Annotated in this window: 12 protein-coding genes; 3 read left to right on the top strand and 9 right to left on the bottom strand. The window is 62.8% G+C overall.

Annotation, left to right across the window (positions count from 1 at the left end):
• Nucleotides 1-90: 90 nt before the first annotated feature.
• Together EB233_RS26930 and EB233_RS26925 are read left to right on the top strand one after the other, a co-directional pair.
• Complete coding sequence (locus tag EB233_RS26930; protein ID WP_064987798.1) at nucleotides 91-1,185, top strand: OmpA family protein; 1,095 nt, start codon at nucleotides 91-93, stop codon at nucleotides 1,183-1,185.
• 7 nt (nucleotides 1,186-1,192) lie between these two features.
• Nucleotides 1,193-2,437: a caspase family protein gene (locus EB233_RS26925; RefSeq protein ID WP_244277570.1), complete on the top strand. Its 1,245-nt coding sequence runs from the start codon at nucleotides 1,193-1,195 to the stop codon at nucleotides 2,435-2,437.
• Nucleotides 2,438-2,557: 120 nt separating this feature from the next.
• On the opposite strand, the gene EB233_RS26920 is transcribed toward EB233_RS26925, so the two are convergent.
• On the bottom strand, nucleotides 2,558-3,136 hold the full coding sequence (locus EB233_RS26920) for a DUF6931 family protein (protein WP_171892263.1): 579 nt from the start codon (nucleotides 3,134-3,136) through the stop codon (nucleotides 2,558-2,560).
• A 169-nt stretch (nucleotides 3,137-3,305) separates the two neighbouring features.
• Between EB233_RS26920 and EB233_RS26915 the strand changes: the two genes are divergently transcribed.
• Nucleotides 3,306-3,848, top strand: coding sequence for an OmpA family protein (locus tag EB233_RS26915; protein ID WP_064987800.1), 543 nt, complete (start codon nucleotides 3,306-3,308; stop codon nucleotides 3,846-3,848).
• A gap of 10 nt (nucleotides 3,849-3,858) precedes the next feature.
• On the opposite strand, the gene EB233_RS26910 is transcribed toward EB233_RS26915, so the two are convergent.
• From EB233_RS26910 to tagH, 8 genes are all read right to left on the bottom strand, one after another.
• Entirely contained in the window at nucleotides 3,859-5,481 is a 1,623-nt protein-coding gene (locus EB233_RS26910; protein WP_064987801.1) for a caspase family protein, read from the bottom strand.
• Between the two features lie 186 nt (nucleotides 5,482-5,667).
• Entirely contained in the window at nucleotides 5,668-8,085 is a 2,418-nt protein-coding gene (locus EB233_RS26905) for a M23 family metallopeptidase (protein ID WP_064987802.1), read from the bottom strand.
• Nucleotides 8,082-8,492: a DUF1036 domain-containing protein gene (locus tag EB233_RS26900; protein ID WP_064987803.1), complete on the bottom strand. Its 411-nt coding sequence runs from the start codon at nucleotides 8,490-8,492 to the stop codon at nucleotides 8,082-8,084. Before EB233_RS26900 ends, EB233_RS26905 begins: the two co-directional genes overlap by 4 nt.
• Nucleotides 8,493-8,600: 108 nt before the next feature.
• Nucleotides 8,601-11,171 carry a serine/threonine-protein kinase gene (locus EB233_RS26895; RefSeq protein WP_064987804.1) on the bottom strand — a complete coding sequence of 857 codons (2,571 nt, stop codon included), beginning with the start codon at nucleotides 11,169-11,171 and terminating at the stop codon, nucleotides 8,601-8,603.
• Nucleotides 11,171-11,950: a PP2C family protein-serine/threonine phosphatase gene (locus EB233_RS26890; RefSeq protein WP_027056081.1), complete on the bottom strand. Its 780-nt coding sequence runs from the start codon at nucleotides 11,948-11,950 to the stop codon at nucleotides 11,171-11,173. The genes EB233_RS26895 and EB233_RS26890 overlap by 1 nt, the downstream gene beginning before the upstream one ends.
• Before the next feature lie 159 nt (nucleotides 11,951-12,109).
• On the bottom strand, nucleotides 12,110-15,673 hold the full coding sequence (gene tssM, locus EB233_RS26885; RefSeq protein ID WP_064987805.1) for a type VI secretion system membrane subunit TssM: 3,564 nt from the start codon (nucleotides 15,671-15,673) through the stop codon (nucleotides 12,110-12,112).
• A 22-nt stretch (nucleotides 15,674-15,695) separates the two neighbouring features.
• Nucleotides 15,696-17,183: a type VI secretion system protein TssL, long form gene (gene tssL, locus EB233_RS26880; protein WP_064987806.1), complete on the bottom strand. Its 1,488-nt coding sequence runs from the start codon at nucleotides 17,181-17,183 to the stop codon at nucleotides 15,696-15,698.
• Complete coding sequence (gene tagH, locus EB233_RS26875) at nucleotides 17,180-18,247, bottom strand: type VI secretion system-associated FHA domain protein TagH (protein ID WP_064987807.1); 1,068 nt, start codon at nucleotides 18,245-18,247, stop codon at nucleotides 17,180-17,182. Before tagH ends, tssL begins: the two co-directional genes overlap by 4 nt.
• Between the last annotated feature and the right edge of the window lie 177 nt (nucleotides 18,248-18,424).

Genomic DNA, 18,424 nt, shown 5'->3' with positions numbered 1-18,424 from the left:
ATTTGCGGAGTTGCTCGCCAAGCAATCATAAGTCCTCTATGCTCCTACGTGGTGTCGTGTCGATAAGGTAGTCCTGGGCAGGGGCGTTCCATGTTCGAAGTCGTCGCATTCTTGTGGAAGACAATGTCGAGAGGCCCTGCTGCAAGAGCTCTCGGCCTGATCGTTGCGTTGTTGCTGCTGCTCGGATCGCAAGCCGCCAGCGCCGCGCCGAGCTGGACGCTCGATCCCGCCGCTTCGGTGATCACCTATCAGTCGGTCAAGAAGAACACGATCGTCGAGACCAACAAGATCAGGAACATCACCGGCACGCTTAGCGCGGCGGGGGATGCCAAGGTCACGTTCGACCTCAATTCGGTCGATACCGGCGTCGACCTGCGTAACGTTCGCATGCGGTTCCTGTTCTTCGAAACATTCAAGTACCCGACCGCCGAGTTGACGGCGAAAGTGGACCCCGCCGCATTCGCCGATCTCGCGACTAAACGCAGGGTGAAGGCAACGCTGCCGTTCCGCCTCAATCTTCACGGTGTCGACAAGGATCTCGAGGCCAGCGTCGTCGTCACCATGATCAGCGATACCATGGTGTCGGTCGCTTCGGAGGCTCCGGTCGCTGTCCACGTCGAGGATTTCGGCCTGCTGCCGAACGTCGACAAGCTGCAGCAGGCCGCCAACGTCACCAACATCGTACCCACCGCGTCGGTCTCGTTCGATTTCGTCTTCACCGCCGATGGTAGCAAGCCGGTCGCCACCCAGGCCGCCGCGGCTAGTTCGGCCGGTGTCGGCCCGGTTGCCACAGATGCGGCCAAGGCGAACTTCAGCGACGAGGAATGCCTGAACAGGTTCGCCGTGCTCTCGCGCACCGGCGCTATCTATTTCCGGCCCGCCAGCGCGCGGCTCGATGCGAAAAGCCGCCCCTTGCTGACCGAGGTCGAAGGTGTCGTCGGAAAATGCCCGAGCCTGAAAGTCGAAGTCTCCGGTTATACCGATTCAGACGGCTCGCCGGAGGCGAACAAGCAGTTGTCCGAGCGCCGGGCCCAGGCCGTTGCTGACGCCATTGTTGCCGCGGGCATCCCTCGCACGCAGATCACGGCGACCGGCTATGGCGAGGAGCGGCCGGTTGCCGCCAACGACACACCCAAGAACAAGGCGCTCAATCGGCGGATCGAGTTTTCCGCTACAAAGCTCTGAGGTTGCGGTGAGGCACGATCTGATCGCCCGTGGCAGTGGCCTGTTTCGCGCCGCTGGTCTGGCGATGCTCGCCTTGCTGTTGACTTTGACCGCCGCCAGCGCCGAGCGCCGCGTCGCGCTGGTCCTCGGCAATGCCCAGTACCAGCACGCGGCGCCGCTGGCCAATCCGGTGCGCGACGCCCAGGCCATGGCTGAACGCCTGAAGAAACTCGACTTCGAGGTGGTTTCCGGTTTCGACCTGACCAAGCCGCAGACACAGGCAACGATCGCCCTGTTCGCAAAACAAGTACGCGGTGCCGATATCGCGCTGTTCTTCTACGCCGGCCACGGTCTGCAGGTTGCGGGCAAGAACTACCTGCTGCCGGTCGACGCCGCGCTGGAGGACGAGACCTCCCTCGACTTCGAGGCGGTGTCGGTCGATTTCATTTTGCGCCAGATGTCGCGCGAGACCAGTATCAGGCTGGTGTTTCTCGATGCTTGCCGCGACAATCCCCTCGCCAAGGCGCTGGCCAAGACCTCTGGCGGCAACGGCGCGAGCAGCGGCCTGGCCGAAATCCCGATCGAGAATGGCGGCGCCGGCACGCTCGTCGCTTTTGCCGCCAGTCCCAATCAACTCGCCTATGACGGGTCGGGCGAACATTCGCCGTTCACCGCCGCACTGCTTCAGCACATCGGCGCCTCCAACGTCTCCATCACCGAGGCAATGAACAGGGTGACCGGTGACGTCTTCAAGGCAACCTCCGGCAAGCAACGCCCCTGGATCAACGTTTCACTGACCACGGAGGTCGTCTTGCACAAGGTCGATCTCAATGCGCCATTGATCGTGGGCGAAGCGAGCGAACCTCAAGCCGAAGCCGGCTCGGACGCGCGCAACACCGCCGCGGCAAGTGCGACAGCGCAAAACGGCGACCAACTTGCACTCGATGTGCTGCGCCAGAAAATCCCCAAACTGGCCTCGGATGCACCGATCCTTTTCGACCATCCGATCGAGTTCGGCGATGCGGCAATCGACGGCAAGAGCATCGCCGAACTGATCAAGAGTAAGCCCCTGTTCAGTCCCGTGGAGGGATTGGACAAGTCGGTCTGGGAGGGCAAGCACTGCGACGGCTGCCATGAATGGAACGAGGCCCGTCTGTGCGATCAGGCGAAAAATTTCGCCGCCAACGATGTCTCTGTCTTGCGCCTGCAACATCCGCTGGGGACACGCTTCAAGGTGGCGCTCGCCAAATGGGCACAGGGCGGCTGCAAGTAGGGAGCCCGAATAGCGGCTCTAGAGCAATTCCAGGAAAAGTGTGTAACGGTTTTCCGTCCGGAATTGCGTAAAAACAAAGAGTTAGAGCGGTTCAGCAATTCCATCAAACGCTGAACCGCTCTAATATGCATCCGCGGATTGCTGCAGCGCTTCGATCTCGGCCATCTGGATGCCCATTTCGACAAATGCCGAAAGAACGGCAAACCGATCAACCAGAGCGACACGGGCCAGTCCGGCCAGAATCCCGGCATTGACGGCATGCGCGGCAGGAAAGGGTTGCAAAGCCGGTGCCTTCGTCGTGGCCATGGCCGAACCGTTGTCGCGCCATCCGGCGGCCAGCGCAATCCAACCGACCGGCGTTGTCGGCGGTGTCGCCGCGGCTGTGCTGACCGCAGCCCAATGGCGAGGATTGTCCGGTTCGCCGACCCAGTCGCGAACATGCGCAAGCAGTTCCTGATCGCTCCCGTCGAACAGGTCGGTCAGATGGCTCAGGCATTCATGCGCCCACCAGACCGCGGCCCGCTCGGGCAGCAAATAGGCACAGAAGGTGATGGCTTCTTCGGGAACGCGCCCCGCGAGGAGGTCGCGGCAGAACGCGATCGCGTTTTGTTCGGTAGGAAGGGTTCTCATGTCCCGGGCAATAGCGGGACAAGTCGCGAAAAGATCCCGTGCCGTTTTGAATCGGAGCCCATTGGCCATGACCGCCACGCCTTCATCGAGAAGCCTAGGCCACTCAAGCCTCAGGCGCGGCTCGGGTCAAGTGACGTCGCACCACTCATCGCGCCTCCAGCGTTTATCGACAGACAATCGCCTTGGAGTTTGGTATGATAGCGATCATCGAAACGATGCTCAAACAGGAGTAACCGCTATGCAGTGGGGCAGGTCAGCCTTTGTGTTGGCGGTCGTGTTTTTCTCGACCCACGCTTCCGCCGACCCCGTTCAGAAATCGGAAGACATCGTGAAGTTCTTTGCCGGCGCGGCCGATCTCGGCAAATCGCGCGGAATTTGTGTCGGCACCGAGGAGGAGTGCAAGAGCAAGAGCAAGACCAAGGCGAAGGACGCGCCGGCCGGAAAATCCAGCCTCGATATGCTGATCAATTTCGGCTTGGATTCGGCCGCCCTCGATACCACCGCGCGGGCTGAACTCGACGAGTTCGCCAAGGCGCTCAAGGACAGCCGGCTCAGCACCTTCAGCTTCGTCGTCGAAGGCTACACCGATGCCACCGGCACGGTGCACTACAATGAAGGCCTGTCGCAACGGCGGGCGCAATCGGTTGCAGCCTTCCTGACGGCCAACGGTATCGAGGCAGCCCGCATCGACGCGGTCGGCATGGGCGAAAAGAATCCGCGCAGCGCCAACCCGTACGACCCGCTCAACCGCCGCGTGGAAATGCGGATAAAGACGCAGTAGCGCGCGGCCGTCAGTGCTTGAGTATGCCTCCGACGGCCACACCGGCGCCGAAAATCAGCGCCCTTGTCAGGAAGTCGTTGCCGCGCCGGCTTGGCGGAGGATCATCCTGCCACGCCACCGCCTCGCGATTGCGACGTTTCTGGACGATCTGCTGCTGTTTGCGAGGGTTTTGTGCAACCGGCCTCATTGCGCGGACTTTCTGCACCACCTGTTTCTTGGGTTGCGACGCATGGGCTTGATCGGCCGCGTACCTGGCACGCACGGCCTCCATCATCGGATCCGTCTGGATCACCAGCAACGCCAGCTGCTGACGGGTCAGATAGGTGGTTTGCGGCAGACCGTTCTCGGCTTGCCAGACGCCGATCGCCTGACGGGTCTGCGAGCCCAGGTTTCCGTCGATACGCCCAAGTTCGTTGCCCAGCGCCTCGATGCGCAATTGCAGGTCGATGCGACCCTGGCGATCGAGGCCGATCGCATTTTCCGTCAACTGGCTGCCCGGCGTGTGCTTCACCTCATCCGGAATGCTGACCGAGGCGGGAATGGCAGAGCCCGAACTGGCGTTCGCCTGGTTAATATCGTGCGCCGCTACCTGCCGGTTTTGAGCCGTCGGGTCGTTCAATTCGCCGATGTTCAGCCGCGCCACGGTGGCGAAGCGACCGTTCGGGAACTGGTCGAGATAGGCTTGGTAGAACGGGCCGGAATTGTGCTTTGAAGCCTCATCCCAAAGCCGTTGCTCGACTTCCCACGACGCAGGATCGCTGGTGACAGGAGCGGATGTCGCTGCCACGTTCGATCCGCCCGCCGCGGAGGGTGCGGTCGGCGTCGCTGCGGCTACCGGCTTTCCAAGGAAGACCTCGCGTCCCAGCGATGCGTTATGCCATGGCCGCTGGCGACCTTGCGTGGTTTCGGTCACTTCGCCGCGCACGCGCGTCAGCGCGCTCTGGATTTCGACGCCGGGTTCGGTCAGGTGCCTGGCGAGCGCCGTCGAGTAAGGACTGTCGGCCCCTGTGCCGTCGAAAGCGATGGCGCCCGGATCCGTTGCATAAGCAATCAGCAGGCCGCCGGTACCGACGCCGTCCGATCTCGCTTCGACCGGCGCCAGGCCAGTACCCAGCGCGGTGGAGCGGCTTTTCGGCAGTGAGGCCGCCAGCGTCCTTGCCAGCGGATTGTCGCGGCAGGCATCGAGGATGATGACGCCGATCGCCGGGTCGGGCGGCAGCGCAGCCATGAAATCGTCGATCTGAATGGTCCGGGTCTTGAGATAGGCCGGCGACGTCAAATCGGCGTCGACCGGGATCAGGTAATTCTTGCCGTCGACCTGCATGCCGTGACCGGCATAGAAGATGACCGCGAGATCGGCGTCATAGGCTTGCTCGGTAAATCGGCTGATGAGGCCGTGCATGCCTGCATTGTCCTGATCGACGCCTTCGATCACTTCGAAGCCGGCATTGCGCAGCGTCGATGCGATGAGGCGGGCATCGTTGGCGGGGTTCGGCAAGGTAACCGCATGGACATAGTTGCTGTTGCCGATCACCAGAGCGACGCGTTTGGCGTCGGGCGCGGCGGCTTCGGCGCCGAAGCCGACAAGGAAAACCAGGACAACTCCGCTCAGAAAGACCGCGAACGCTTTCATGGACCAGCCCTCTACCATCAGATTGCACTGTCGATGTCTGCGGATGCCATGTTTCGTCGGCGACTGGGTCGCTTGTGCCAAAAACGGCTCCTGGGCATATGTGGTCCCGATCGCGGTTTTGGTTCACGAAGGCCTGAAAAATGGTGACGCCAAATGCCCGGGCGACGGATGCCGTGCCGGGCAGGGTCAAAGCGTATTCTGAATCGAGCTGACGAGGGCGGTAACGGCCTGCTTGTATTTTTCGAACTCCGGCGATGTCTGGCGGATCTCCGTGGTCGTCACCGGTGGGCTGGCGTCGGTGGCCACACGGCTCAGCTTCTGGCCCATCTTCCTTTCGGCCCAGTCGACCACGTAGCTGGCTGTCTTGCCGGTGAGAAACGGGTTGGCCTGGATGACGGCCGACCCCAGCACGGCGCTCAGTTGCGCCGACCCTGGCGCCGCCAGCACCTGATGCGCGCCTTCCATTCCCAGGAAATGACAGAGATAGAGCCGGCCGGCTGTGATCTGGTGACCGCGCGCCCGCAGATAGGCCTCGCCTTCGCGCGCCAGATTGCGCACCATCTCACGCGAAATGGTGGCGTCGTAGCGCAGAGCCAGCAGGTCGGCGGTCGACAGTGATCGTGCAAGGTCCGGGCGATAGGTATTCATCATCCGGATCCAGGTCTTGGTTATGAACTGGCCGGCGCCGGTCGCCGAAGAATTCGGGTTCTTGGCGCGAGCACTGCCACCGCTTTCGACATGAACGATACGTTCGGTGAGCGTTTCGACGGCAACATCGCCGGAATTACCGGAATTGCCGGTATCATAGGTGGCGACCGTGGTGACGGTCCCCAACGGATCGATCGCCTCGCCGTTCTGGTAGAGTTCGAAATGCAGGTGCGGGCCGGTCGAAAGCCCGGTGGTGCCGATATAGCCGATGACGTCGCCGGCCTTCACCTTGGTGCCGACGCCGCTCGCAATGGCGAATTTTTGCATATGCGCGTAGCGCGTCTCGCGCCCGTTCGCATGCGAAATCTTCACCAGATTGCCATAGCTGCCGCCATCGCCCTGGAAGCTGATTTCGCCGTCGAAAGCCGCCATGATCGGCGTGCCGACAGGGGCTGCCCAATCGACGCCCTTGTGGATACGGACGACGCCGAGGATCGGGTGCTTGCGCGGGCCGAAGGTCGAGGTCATGACCCCGTTCACCGGCGTGACCATGCCGTTGGCTGCTGTCAGCGAGTGCACCTCGTCATTGCCGGTGACGCAGGCGAACTGGCCGTCGCTCTGCTGGAAGACGAAACAGTCGATGGTCTTTTCACCGCCCTGGACGCCGACATAAAGCACCCGCCCGGATGTCTCGTCCTTGCCGCGCGGCGTCTGTGAGTAGATCAGCACCAGGCGCTGGTCCTCGCTGGCGAAAGCGTCGAGGTCCTGTCCTCGCGACAGGTACATGATCGCCTCGCCAATGACGCCGGTCGGAACCTTGTTACGCGCAGCCGTCGAATAAATCGCGTCGAGCAGCCGGTATTGCCGTTTGAGCCCTCCTTGATCGGCACCGGAATAGTTGAACAGATCCTCGCGCACCCAAGGGTCGACGCCCGACACGAAGGCGCCCGCTGTATTGCGCGTCAGCGTGCCGACAAAGACATTCTTGGCGTAGATCGAGACCTGCATGAGCGACATCGTCGTCGTCTCGCGGTTCGGCCGGAATCCGCGCATGGCAACGACATAACCCGGCTCCAGGCCGTCGAGGTTGAACAGGCTCTTGAGCGCCTCGCTCGCAAGCTTGGCGTCATCGGCCGAGAAATGCGCGTCGACGGCGACGCTCTCCAGGCTGCGGTCGTTGAGGATCTTGACGAAAGTGTCCCCGGTCGCCTCGAAGCGCTGGTACTCGCTGGTCACGGTTGCGACGGTCGTATTGTTCTCGATCTGGGTTTTCTTGAAGGTGGGCAGCGCTGCCTCGCCCTGATCGATGGTCTCCCCCCAGCCGGCCTCCGGGTCGTCGGCATCCGGCTTCGGCGCCGAACCGGCCGGACCCTCGCTCGCATCGGGCGCCGCCTGAAGGTCATTATTCAAGTCGCCCTGCTGGTCGTCCGGTGCCGCCGCCGGGGCAGGCGGAGAGGCCTGCTCGTTGGGTACGGCAGCCGCGGATGTCGGAGCGGTCCGCCGCTGTGCCTGGAAGAACGCGAAGTCCTCCTGCGTCGACGGGATCGTCGTCATGAACTTTTCGCTGGCACTCAGCATCACGTCGGAGAGGATCTCGATCTGCGGCGAGGCGCCGGAACTGTCGAGCTCGGTCGGGCGCGCTACCGAATGGCCCTTGCTTGCCGTGTCCGCATCGGGGGCAAGCGTGATCCACATCGGATCCCCCGCCAGGTCGATAATGGCAGGCACATAGACGGATGCATCGGCCGGCATGTCGTCCGCGCCTTCGACCGCGTGCAAGTCTTGGTCTTCGTCACCGAACGACCAATAGTCCGCGGTGAGGTAGAAGCCCGTGGCGATGGAAAGCAGGACCATGACAGCGAAACCGGCCATGAGCCTGCGCCAAAGCGTGCGCCGGCGCAGCGCGGCGCGCGCCTGCTTCTTCTGCTTGAAGCTCGTGTCGATGCTGTGCGTCACGGGTTGCTTCCGGTCAGGAAGAAGGTCCACCGCACCTGTTCAAGCGTATCGACTTCGAGGAATTGCGCCGCGATATGGCCACGCTGCCAGCACTCGTCGATGCCGCGGATCGAAAAACGCCGCCGCTCGATGCACATCTCGGTCGACCCTGTCAGGATCGCATGGCCAAACACGTCCGTCGCATAGATGTAGATGTAGCGGTTAGTCAGTTCCTCGCGGATGACGTTCACGCATTGATTTGCGCCGATTGTCCACCAGCCATCGGTCTGGTCCGCATTGTCGACCTTCTGGCCGACGGCCAGGTTGACGACGTCGAGCGTCTGGTTGCAGACCGTGAATTCGGCGCGCGCTTGGCCGCACGACAGTACGGACAGCATTGCCGCTCCCGCCATGACCGCAAGTTTCATACGGCCCGTCAGGGCAAGCAGGGCTCGAGCCGGACCACGCTGCTCGATAGGCAGGTCTGCGGACGAGTGGGGCAAACATGCACGGCGGAGTTCCATCGGGCGCCCATGCTATCCGCCGAGCCGGAAATACTTGGCAGTGGCTGAAAATTGAGATCCGTCGGTCTCGATTTCTTCGAGAATTTTGGGCAGCAGCACCGAGGCTGGTGTTGGCGTCGAGAAGGCGGCAGCTTGAATATCCTGAGGACCCGTGATCACCATGATGAGCTGCGGCACCGCCTTTCCGGCGGCCTTGTCGGAGGCGCCGAGGCCAATCGGAATGCTGAAGGTGGCCTTGTTGGGTTGTACGACGATGCGGTCGTCGAGATTGAACACCATGCCTTTGTGATCGATCAGCAGCACGCTGGAAACGAGCCCGCCACGCGTCACCAGCGTGCCGCTGATCGGCGAGCCGTTGGGCACCGATGTCCGGTCGAGAACAAGCTGTGGCTTGTCGGCCGCGCTCTGCCCCAGAAAGCGCAGGAAGTTGGTGACTTCGCATTGGCTCGGCTCGATGAGGCGGACGCTGATGTCCGGCTCGACATGGAATTTTGCCTGGAAATCGCCGAGCATCCGTTCGAACGGCTGGACCGCCGTGCCAAACCCTTCGATCGCGGCGGCCGTGTCAGTCGCCGACGTCATGGTCGCATAGAAACAATCGCCGCCGCCGAAATCGCGAACCCAGGAGACACGTTGCGCGACGTCGTCGACGACCGGTGGGATCGCTGGTTTGGGCACGTTCAAGGCTACGACGGGTTGGTCCGGCTGCTTCGCCGGCGCTGACGAGCCATTTTGGCCCTCGGCACTGGCGGCGTCCGTCGGGCTTGCAGTGGGTTTGGGCGCCGGCGGGGTCGCCTTGGGCGCCGCCGGCGGGCTGATCCGAGGCTCGGGCTTTTGGCTCTCCACAGTCTTCGGCTGGGCCGGCGGCGTTGAGACCTTCTCGGCTGGCGTGGTCGGAGCGCCCGCGTCGGGCGGCGAAGCCGACATTTGACTGTTGCTGGCCATCGCATTCGGCTGGGGTGCCAGCGATGTTTTTTCAGACGACTGAGTGGCCGTTGCCGATGGCTTCAGCGGTTCCACGGTTTGCGGTGGAAGGATGGGTTTCGCCGGCTCCGGTGTCTGCACGGTCTTGGCATCCGCCTGGCTTCTGGCCGGTGGCGCGCTCGCCTCTGTTTGCGGCTGCGCTGCCGTTGCTAGCGGCTGCGGCGGTTCCTCGGCCCGCGGTTCGGCAGGCTTGGCCGCCGGCGGCTTTTGAACCGCCGTGGCATCTGGCTGTTTTTCAGCCGGCGGGACGCTGGGCTCGGGCTGCGCGGGCGGAACTGGTTTTGCCGGCTCGGAGGCGCTCGCGACTTTGTCCGTTGAGACCGGATTTGATTTCTCCGCTACCGGCTTCGATGGCTCGGGCGCGGAAAGCGATGTCTTGCCGGAAGTCGGCGTCGCAGGCGTCATCAAGCCGCTCAAATACAGGCCCGCGCCCGAGGCGACAGCCAGCGTCGCCAAGGCAGCAATCGCGATGGTTCGGGTCTTTGCGGGTTTTCCGGGGACATTACGGGTGGCCGTGGGCGGCGGGCCGGGGCGGGCCTGAGGCAGCTGTTCGGACAGGTGCGCGGGTCGGACATGCGGGACGAAGCGTTGTTCGCCGGGGCCGGTTGCCGGCGGCGCGCCGTGTCCCGCGACATTGGAGGGCTGGGGCTGGGCCCTGGAATCCGGGACAAGAGTGTGCCCGGCTCGCGGCAAACCCGGCCGGTCGCGGGGGGTGATCGACGTCGGCGGCGTTGTTCCTTCCTCTTCGTCGCGCGTCATCCTGGCGATATCCGCCATGCTGGCTGGCCGGTCTCGCGGATCCGGTTGCAGCATGGCTTCGACAATGTCTCGAAAATCGTCGTCGATGTCGGACAGATCAGGCACCGTCCGGCGCTTTTCGATGATCTCGAACTGTGATCCGCTCATGTCGATCGGCTTGCCGCGCAGGGCGGCGGCCAACACCAGCCCAAGGCTGTAGATATCGGACTGTTCACTGACGTCGCCGCTGTACAGTCCGAGCTGTTCGGGTGAAACGTAGTTGTATTTTCCCGCGAACTTTCCGCCGATCAGCGTCTCCCCGCCCACGGTCGCCGATCGTGCGATGCCGAAATCGATGATCTTTGCGCGGTCGACCCGGCCTCCCGGCAGGATGATGTTGTCGGGCGAGAGGTCGCGATGGATCGCGCCCGCCTGATGCACGGCACTCAGGCCGGATGCCAGGCGATGGCAGAGCCTGCGCACCGCTTCCGCCGGCATCGGGCCACGTCGCATGATGTCGAACAGCGACTCGCCGTCGACGAATTCCATGGCGAGATAGGGACGGCCGATCCCGGGATCGATGGTGAACACGTGGTAGCGCACGACCGCGTCATGCGACAAATGGTTGAGGATCGAGGCTTCCTTGCGGAACAGGGACAGGATCGTCTGGTCGCGGGCAAATTCGGGCAGCACGATCTTGATCGCGACATGGTCTCCGGTCTGGATGTTGTGGCCACGGTAGACCTCACCCATGCCGCCGAACGCGATCCGCTCGTCGAGCTCGTAGATGCCGCTGAGCTGCGTGCCGACCGCGGTGTTGGCCACTTGCGGCGATATTCGCGTCTTGTCGTCGGCGCTCATCAGCCTCGGCCCTCCGCCCTGGACAGATCAGGGTGGGGCGATTGTCCATTGCGCCCGTTTCCGATCTTCACCAGCACGATGGTGACATTGTCCGTTCCGCCTCGTGCCAGCACCGTCTCCAAAAGATTTTCACAGGCCGCCTGAGGCGTTGCCGACATCACCGCCGCCTCGATCTCGGCATCGGTGACATGCGCAGTCAGCCCATCGGTGCTCAACACGAAAATGTCACCCGGCATCAGCTCGCCTTGCTGGAAGTCGATGACGAATTCGTCGCTGACGCCGACCGCATGCGTGATGACATTGCGGCGTGGCCAGGTGAGCGCCTCGGCCGCGCTGATCATGCCTCGATCCAGCAGTTCCTGCACTTCGGTGTGGTCTTTCGAAATCTGCGAGATCGAGGCATTGCGGATCAGGTAGACCCGGCTGTCGCCAGCCCACAGGCAGGCAAATCGCCCATCCATCGCCAACAGCGCGGCGACCGTGGAGCCGATGGTGATGCCGCGAGATTCCGATATCCTGCGGATTTCGGCATTGGCCCGGCTCAGCCTGTCCTCGAAGCGCGCCCGCAGATCCGGAGCAGAGCTTGCGATGCCGATCGTGGCCAGATGGTCGACAATGCTGGCAGAGGCGACCTCTCCGGCATCATGCCCCCCCATTCCGTCGGCCACCACCCAAAGCCCGGTTCGTGGCTCGAGCAGGTAATTGTCTTCGTTGACCTCGCGGACACAGCCTCTGTGGCTCACGCCGAAGCTGTCAAAGGGAAGGGCGACATCGTTCAATTTGCCACCAAACGCTTCTCAAGCGTCCTCTGCGGCGCACTCCCGGGCGCCGGCTCACGGCAGTCTGCCACAGGCTCGACCATTAGAGTATCGAAATTAAGGTCCGGGCGGCTGAGGCCCACGCCTGGCGCCACCGCTAGGGGAAGCTCGAAGCCCATCTCAAAACGCCTTCGGACAACTGAAACCGGAAAATGCCGGAAGCAGGAAGGGGCTGGGACCGGAACCCGTCTGGATCGTATAGGCGACGTCGCGCCCACCGATCACGAACCGCGCTTCGACATTGCCGTCGGTGCCGGTGATGGCAGCCTTGTCCATGAGCCGCTTCAGCGCCCACGGCCCTTCGAACTTGATGGTGGATTCGCGGCCTGGCATCTCCGGCGTCAGGCTCAGACTGGCGGATCCGGAGGTCGCTCCGCTCGGCCAGGTCACGATGCTTGGTGCGTTGCCTGCCTGGTTGCTCTGGACGGTCTGGCCATCCACATCGAGTATCGCCGCATCGGCATCGCCATGCAATGAGAACGGCGTGAAGGTAATGCTCACCGAAGGCGTCGAACCACCCTGGGGAAAAAAGGCGCTGCGGATTTCGGCCGCGAGCTGGAAGTCTTTCAGTGTCGATTTCGACAGGTCGCGCCCGAAGCGCGCATCCTGCTTCCAGTTCCAGTCCTGACCGGTCATGTCGATCAGCGACGCGAGGTTCTGCGCGAAGAACCGATCCATCAGTCCGCCCGGTGCGAACAGTTTCGCGAAATCCGCCATCGCCATGTCCTCGGCACTAGTGCCGGCGAAAGGATAACGGCCGTTGACCGCCGCTTCGCAAGGAGCCGTGACCGCCTGATCGAGCATCTGGTTCAAATTCGCCACCGAGGTTTCCGTAACGTTGCCTTCGAACTCGTCCGCCGTCGCATTGACCATTCTGGCGAGCTGCTTCGGCAGACGCGAGACGTTGGCGCGAAGGGTGGCTATCTGCAGCTGCAGATTGGCATTGACCCGTTCCGTCTGCGAAGGCACGTCGGTCGCCATTTGCAGGCTTTGGTAGATATCGCGGAAATTCTGGGTCAAGGCATCGATCGGGCGATGTCCGGCAGGACCGCCCACCAAGGCCCGGAATGATCTGAACTGCGCTTCGATGTTGGCCCCGGGATTCTGGTTTTGCGCTGCTGCTGACCCTGTGCCCGCACGGCTTTGCGATTTTCCGGTGGCGATTTGAATGCCGATGCGCGCCAGGCCCTTGGCCATGCTCGCGGCGTCGGGTGACTGGCCTTGAGCCGGGCCTCCTTCAACCCCGGTGCCTGAGTCCTTGCCGGACGCAGCGTTTTGCGTCAGGGCTGTTTCGTCGGCGATCGCGCTAAACAGCTGTTCGATCGGCGAGGTCGGCGAAGCGACGGCGGAAAGCGCGATGTAGTGCGGCTTGTCCTTCAGCATCGGCTTGAATTTCAACGCGTCGACAACGCTGTTCCAAGCCGTCACGAATTCTTTCCCATAGCGGTCGAGAAGTTCGGGGCCGAGCTTCAGCAACTCCTGATCGATGCCGCCCTGCTCGCCGCCGCCGCCAACCACCCACTGGTCGTCGACGAGCGTCTGCGCAATGCGAGACAGCTGTCCGAGATAGAAATGGTTGAAGCCGGCCCAGGTATAAAGGCCGGGAACACGAAGGCCCGACAGGTCGCCACCATCGACACGCTCGAACAACAGTTGCGCTTCCGGTCCGCCTTTCACGGGCACGGAAAAATCCTCCAGCGCTGCCGCATAGACCGCCGACTTGATCGATGCGGAGGCGCGATCGGCAAGGCTCATCCGCCCAAGCGACCGCTGGGCGGCTTGGATCAGCGGCTGGTTCAGTTCGAAAACCGGATCATAGGCATCGTCCAGGGCAAGCATGGCGCGCAGGTGCTTTTCGAGCTGCTCGCGTCCTGCGCGGTTGTTTTCGCCTGGATAGCGGTTTTGTTCCCAATCCTGCTTCATCCAGGAAACGATCAACGCGTCGTCGACCTTCGGCGCCTTGCCGCCGAGCATCAGGTAGATTTTCAACGGCTCGTAGAGCGCGCCGGGATCGGCCATCTTGGCCTGGATGGTCCGCTCGGCCTGGATCAGCAGGCGTGATCGCAACATCCGTTCCAGCGCCTGCCGGTAAGCCGCCTTGGACGCCGAAAGCAGTCTCTCCCGCTGGCTGAGGCCGAACGTCTCCTCGATTGGTGTCGGCACGCCGCCGGTTTCGAATCCGGCCGGCAGATCGCGCAACTGGTCAAGTGGGCCAATGACGTTTTCGAGGTCGACATCGGTGACCTCGGTACTCCCGAGCAGCGCGTCCGCCGTCGTTCGATACTGGCCCATGGCCTGCGTGGTGGAGGCTATCAGCGACCTGTTAGCCGTGAAGCTCAGGGCCAGGGTGCCAAGGGCCGCCGCCGCGATCAACGCGATGGCGCAAAGTCCTGCAAATCTGGCGATCGCCGCACGTCTTACAGCCGATTTGTCGTAGGAGACCCATCCGGATTCGGCAAAAATGACGCCCGTCAGCAGATCATGCAAGAAGAAGCTTTTGCCGGTTCCGGACATATGGGCCCGGGAATTGCCGCCGAAGCTTCGGCCGATCGCACCCAACACCTGATCAATTGGGGTTCCCTCTTGCGTGCCTGAGGAGAAATAGAGTCCGCGCAGGCTGACATTCACCTGGCTGCGGGCTGGATCGAACAGGCCGGCGATAAAATGCGCAACGCGGCCCCTCAACGCGCCAAACTGCGCCGGAAAGCCAAAGACGGATATGCGCGCGACCGGGTCGGCCTCTTCCTGAAGCCGGTCGGGCAATTCCTCGACCAGGCGTCTTGCCAGCGCATCGAATTCGGCCGGAGCCTCGGCCGCCATGTTCTTGGTGCGATCGCTGGTCTGGAATGTCGCGCCCCAGACCTTGCGCCGGCGCGGCTCGTCGAAAGCGCCGAAATAGTCCATGAACCCGGAAACAAGATCGGCCTTGGTGAAGAGCAGATACACCGGAAACTGGATTTTCAGCGTCTCGTGGATTTCCCGCAGGCGACTGCGGATCTCGACGATATGAGCGTCAAGCTGCTGATCGTCGAGCCCGATGAGATCGGCAAGGCTGATGGCCAGGATGACGCCGTTTATCGGTTGGCGTGTGCGGTATGCCTTGAGCAGCGACAGGAAAGCGAGCCAGCTCTTCTTGTCGCTCTCGGCATTGGAATCCTGCGTCGTGTAGCGTCCGGCGGTATCGATCATCACGGCCTGGTCGGTAAACCACCAGTCGCAGGCGCGCGTTCCGCCGACGCCGGCGACTGGCTGGGCATCGCCCGAACCGGCCAGCGGAAAATTGAGGCCAGAATTGACCAGTGCTGTCGTCTTGCCCGCGCCGGGCGGACCGATGATGATGTACCAGGGAATCTCATAGAGGAAGTTGCGCTTGCCGCTCGACCGTTTGAGCGCGGCGATCGCTTCGTTCATGCGCGCCTCGAGCACCTGCGAGTCGTCATTCCTATCGTCGTTGCGGGCGACGGCGGTCTCCAGCGCCTGTTGCGCCTTGTGCATCCGCCAGAAACGCAATCCGTAGAAGAGCGCCACGGCGGCCACGATCACGCAGATGATTGCCGCACGCAGCCAGGCAGGCCCGAGAGGACGGCTATCGGCGAAACGGATCAAAGGTCCGGCAAACCACACTGCCGCCGAAAAACCGGCCAGCGCGATCATGCTGAATATCCGCAGCAGCCAACGCGTCATCGGCGCTTCCACTCGGCCCTGCTCACAATGTTTCCTCCCGGGCGATCATCACATCGACACGGCGGTTCTTGGCGCGGCCTTCCGCCGTCGCATTGTCGGCGATCGGCTCGTCCTCGCCCTTGCCGTCGACCGTCAGCCGCGAAGGATCGCTGAACTTCGGCGCCATCATTGTTTCGACGGCCTTCGCCCGGGCGACGGAAAGATCGAAGTTGGACTTGAACGGGCTCGACTTTCGCGGCTTCACATTGTCCGTATGCCCGACGATCCTGATTGGTCCGCGCTCGGGTTCCAGCGCCGCTGCGATATCAGCGGCAATGCGCTGGAATTCTGGTTTGGCGTCGGCTTTGCCGGGCTGGAACAGCAGAAGATTGTTGATTTCCACGACGATGAAGTTGCCCTTCGTGCTGATTGCCAGCCCGCCGCCTTCGACGTCCTTGGCCAACGCCGAACGGATGCGATCGATCTGCGTGGTTGTGGCTTGGGGTGGGGTGACTTTCACCGGCTCCGCCAACGGCGCCACGCTGGCGCGCTCGATGGCGATCGGCGTCGAAGGGTTGAGTGCCAGTAATTCTCCAGCGGCGGCGTCGCCTTCATTGGTGATGAAGACCCGCAACGCGAAGAACGCCGCCGTCAGCAGTGCCGACGCCGCTGCCGCAACGACCCAGAGCGGCAGCCGTGTCGACGATTGAGTCACCGTCACCGCCAGGCCCTGCCAGCGGGGCGAGATGTCTTCGGCCGCGCGGGGCCTGAAATAGCGAAGCGTTTCATAGACGTCTCGCCGAACGCGCTCGAGGCTGGTGTCGTCGCGTGTCAGGCCTCGATACTGGCCCTCATACCCGAGCGACAGGCAGACATGCATGAGTTCGAGCAGGTCGTAATGCGCCTCCGGGCTGGCCAGGATTTTGTTCAGCGCTTCGAAAAAGCCCGTGCCGTTGGGCTCGACGTGGAAGAACTGCGACAGCATGCTGTGCTGCGCCCAGGCGTCTTTGCGCGGCCAGGGCAGGTTGCCGATGAGATCGTCGGCGGTTTCGCAAAGGACAAATTTCGCGATCCGCGCATCCTCCTCGGCAACGCCTGATTTCTCCAGTACCCTGTCGAATTTATCGATCGCCTCGGCGACATGTTCGGCCAATGGCTCTGCCTGTCTCTCGACGGGGACAAGCCTGAACTGGCCGAACAGCATCAGCAACGGTGCCGCCGCCGCAAGGATCGGGTTTTCCGCGCAATAGCGGACATTGTCGGTGAGATTGAACAGGGCCTCCTGCCGCGGGGCCGGCATGGGTGTTGTCGCGGAAGCGCCGCCTCCTGCCGGCACGGAAGCCTGATAAATCACGGTCCCGGATGTCCAGCCGGGCGGTATATGCCGGCCGATGCCGGGATCGAACACGGTCCGCGAGCCGCCATCCGCGACGGGTACCTCAGGGGCCGGCGCTGGTTTTCGCTCACGTCGTGGCGTGGCGCGAATAACGGTCTTGCCCGCCGGACTGGAAGGATCGTCCTTCGAGCTCATCGCCGATCGTCCGTTTTCTGCTTGTCGGCCTTGGCATAGGCTTCGCTGAAATAGGCCAGGAATATGTCCAGCATGCCGTTCTCGTGCGCTTCCTCCATGGTTCGCCACGTCGCTACGGAAGCGTCCCAGGCCTGGCTCTTCTTCGACGAGAATGACGTCGGCGGGAGCTTTCTTCCGATCGCTTCGGGGGACAGGTCGTCGAGCAGCCGCGACAGCGCCGCCTGCATGGCGGCATAGGTGGCGAATTCGTGCGTCTTGAGATCGCGGAATGCATCCTCGATGCTGCGCCTGGCATCGAGATAGCCGGCCCGGCGCCGTGCGAACATGATTTCGAGGATGTCGTCGGTTCCCGGAACGAACTTCAGCGGATTGTTGTCGGCGGCGCTGATCATCGTTCGCTGCGTGCTCTTGGCCAGCATCTTCGCCGCCGCGCGCGCCTTCAGCAGCACGGCGAGTTCCTCTACGACCGTCCTCAGCACAGCGCCGATTTCGGCGGCAACTTCATGCGGGTCGCGCGATTGCAGCAATTCCGGCGAGATGCCGGCTCCGATCGCGATTTCCCGCAGCACTTCGTCCCTGGTCGAGGGCAAAGGCGGTTGCGATGGGAACGTCGATGGTGGAACCCGCTGCCCGGACCGTTGCTCCGTGGCATCGAAGAATGGCCCCTGTCCGAATTCCAGCGGCCGACCTTCCGCGACCGGCATTTCGCGCTGCGTCGAACCGGGGCTGGGATGACCGGTCGCGGCGCGCTCCTCGTCGATCGACACGAAGATGACATAGCGGCCAATCAGCATCCGGTCGCCGTTGGCCATCCGATGCGGGCCGGTCATGCGCTGGTTTGATCCGTTGATGTAGGTTCCGTTGCGCGAGACGTCATGCAGCCAGAACGCGCCTGCCTCGTAGCGGACCTCGCAATGCCGGCCGGAGATGAACTTGTCGGGGTCCGACAAGGTCCAGTCGCAAGCATCGCGCCCGATTTCGAAGCTGCGATCCCGCGCCGCATAGCCGGTCGGGATGCCCGCAGGCAAGGCGTCGACATTGTTGATTTGCAAACTGATGTACATCCAGGGTCGCCGTCGAGCACTGACCGATACTCCACATTCTAGCAGTTTGCACATCCAACAGGACAGCAGCGTTTCGAGGCGATGCGTCGACATGGTAAGGTTTTTCCGCCGTGCCTCCTCTTTGGCCGGCGCGACAACATGTGGTAGGCTCAACATGGCCTGGTGCGGCGGGCCTGA

It is taken from the genome of Mesorhizobium erdmanii (genome assembly GCF_013170725.1).
Lineage (GTDB): Bacteria > Pseudomonadota > Alphaproteobacteria > Rhizobiales > Rhizobiaceae > Mesorhizobium > Mesorhizobium erdmanii.
Note: the sequence above shows the minus strand (reverse complement) of the source record. Positions and strands in the feature narration are given on the sequence as shown.

Excerpts from the sequence above, each read along its gene's own strand:
- EB233_RS26920 (WP_171892263.1), bottom strand. The coding sequence starts at position 3,136 with ATGGCCAATGGGCTCCGATTCAAAACGGCACGGGATCTTTTCGCGACT.
- EB233_RS26910 (WP_064987801.1), bottom strand. The coding sequence starts at position 5,481 with ATGAAAGCGTTCGCGGTCTTTCTGAGCGGAGTTGTCCTGGTTTTCCTT.
- EB233_RS26930 (WP_064987798.1), top strand. The coding sequence starts at position 91 with ATGTTCGAAGTCGTCGCATTCTTGTGGAAGACAATGTCGAGAGGCCCT.
- tssM (WP_064987805.1), bottom strand. The coding sequence starts at position 15,673 with ATGACGCGTTGGCTGCTGCGGATATTCAGCATGATCGCGCTGGCCGGT.
- tssL (WP_064987806.1), bottom strand. The coding sequence starts at position 17,183 with ATGAGCTCGAAGGACGATCCTTCCAGTCCGGCGGGCAAGACCGTTATT.
- tagH (WP_064987807.1), bottom strand. The coding sequence starts at position 18,247 with ATGTACATCAGTTTGCAAATCAACAATGTCGACGCCTTGCCTGCGGGC.
- EB233_RS26895 (WP_064987804.1), bottom strand. The coding sequence starts at position 11,171 with ATGAGCGCCGACGACAAGACGCGAATATCGCCGCAAGTGGCCAACACC.
- EB233_RS26915 (WP_064987800.1), top strand. The coding sequence starts at position 3,306 with ATGCAGTGGGGCAGGTCAGCCTTTGTGTTGGCGGTCGTGTTTTTCTCG.
- EB233_RS26900 (WP_064987803.1), bottom strand. The coding sequence starts at position 8,492 with ATGAAACTTGCGGTCATGGCGGGAGCGGCAATGCTGTCCGTACTGTCG.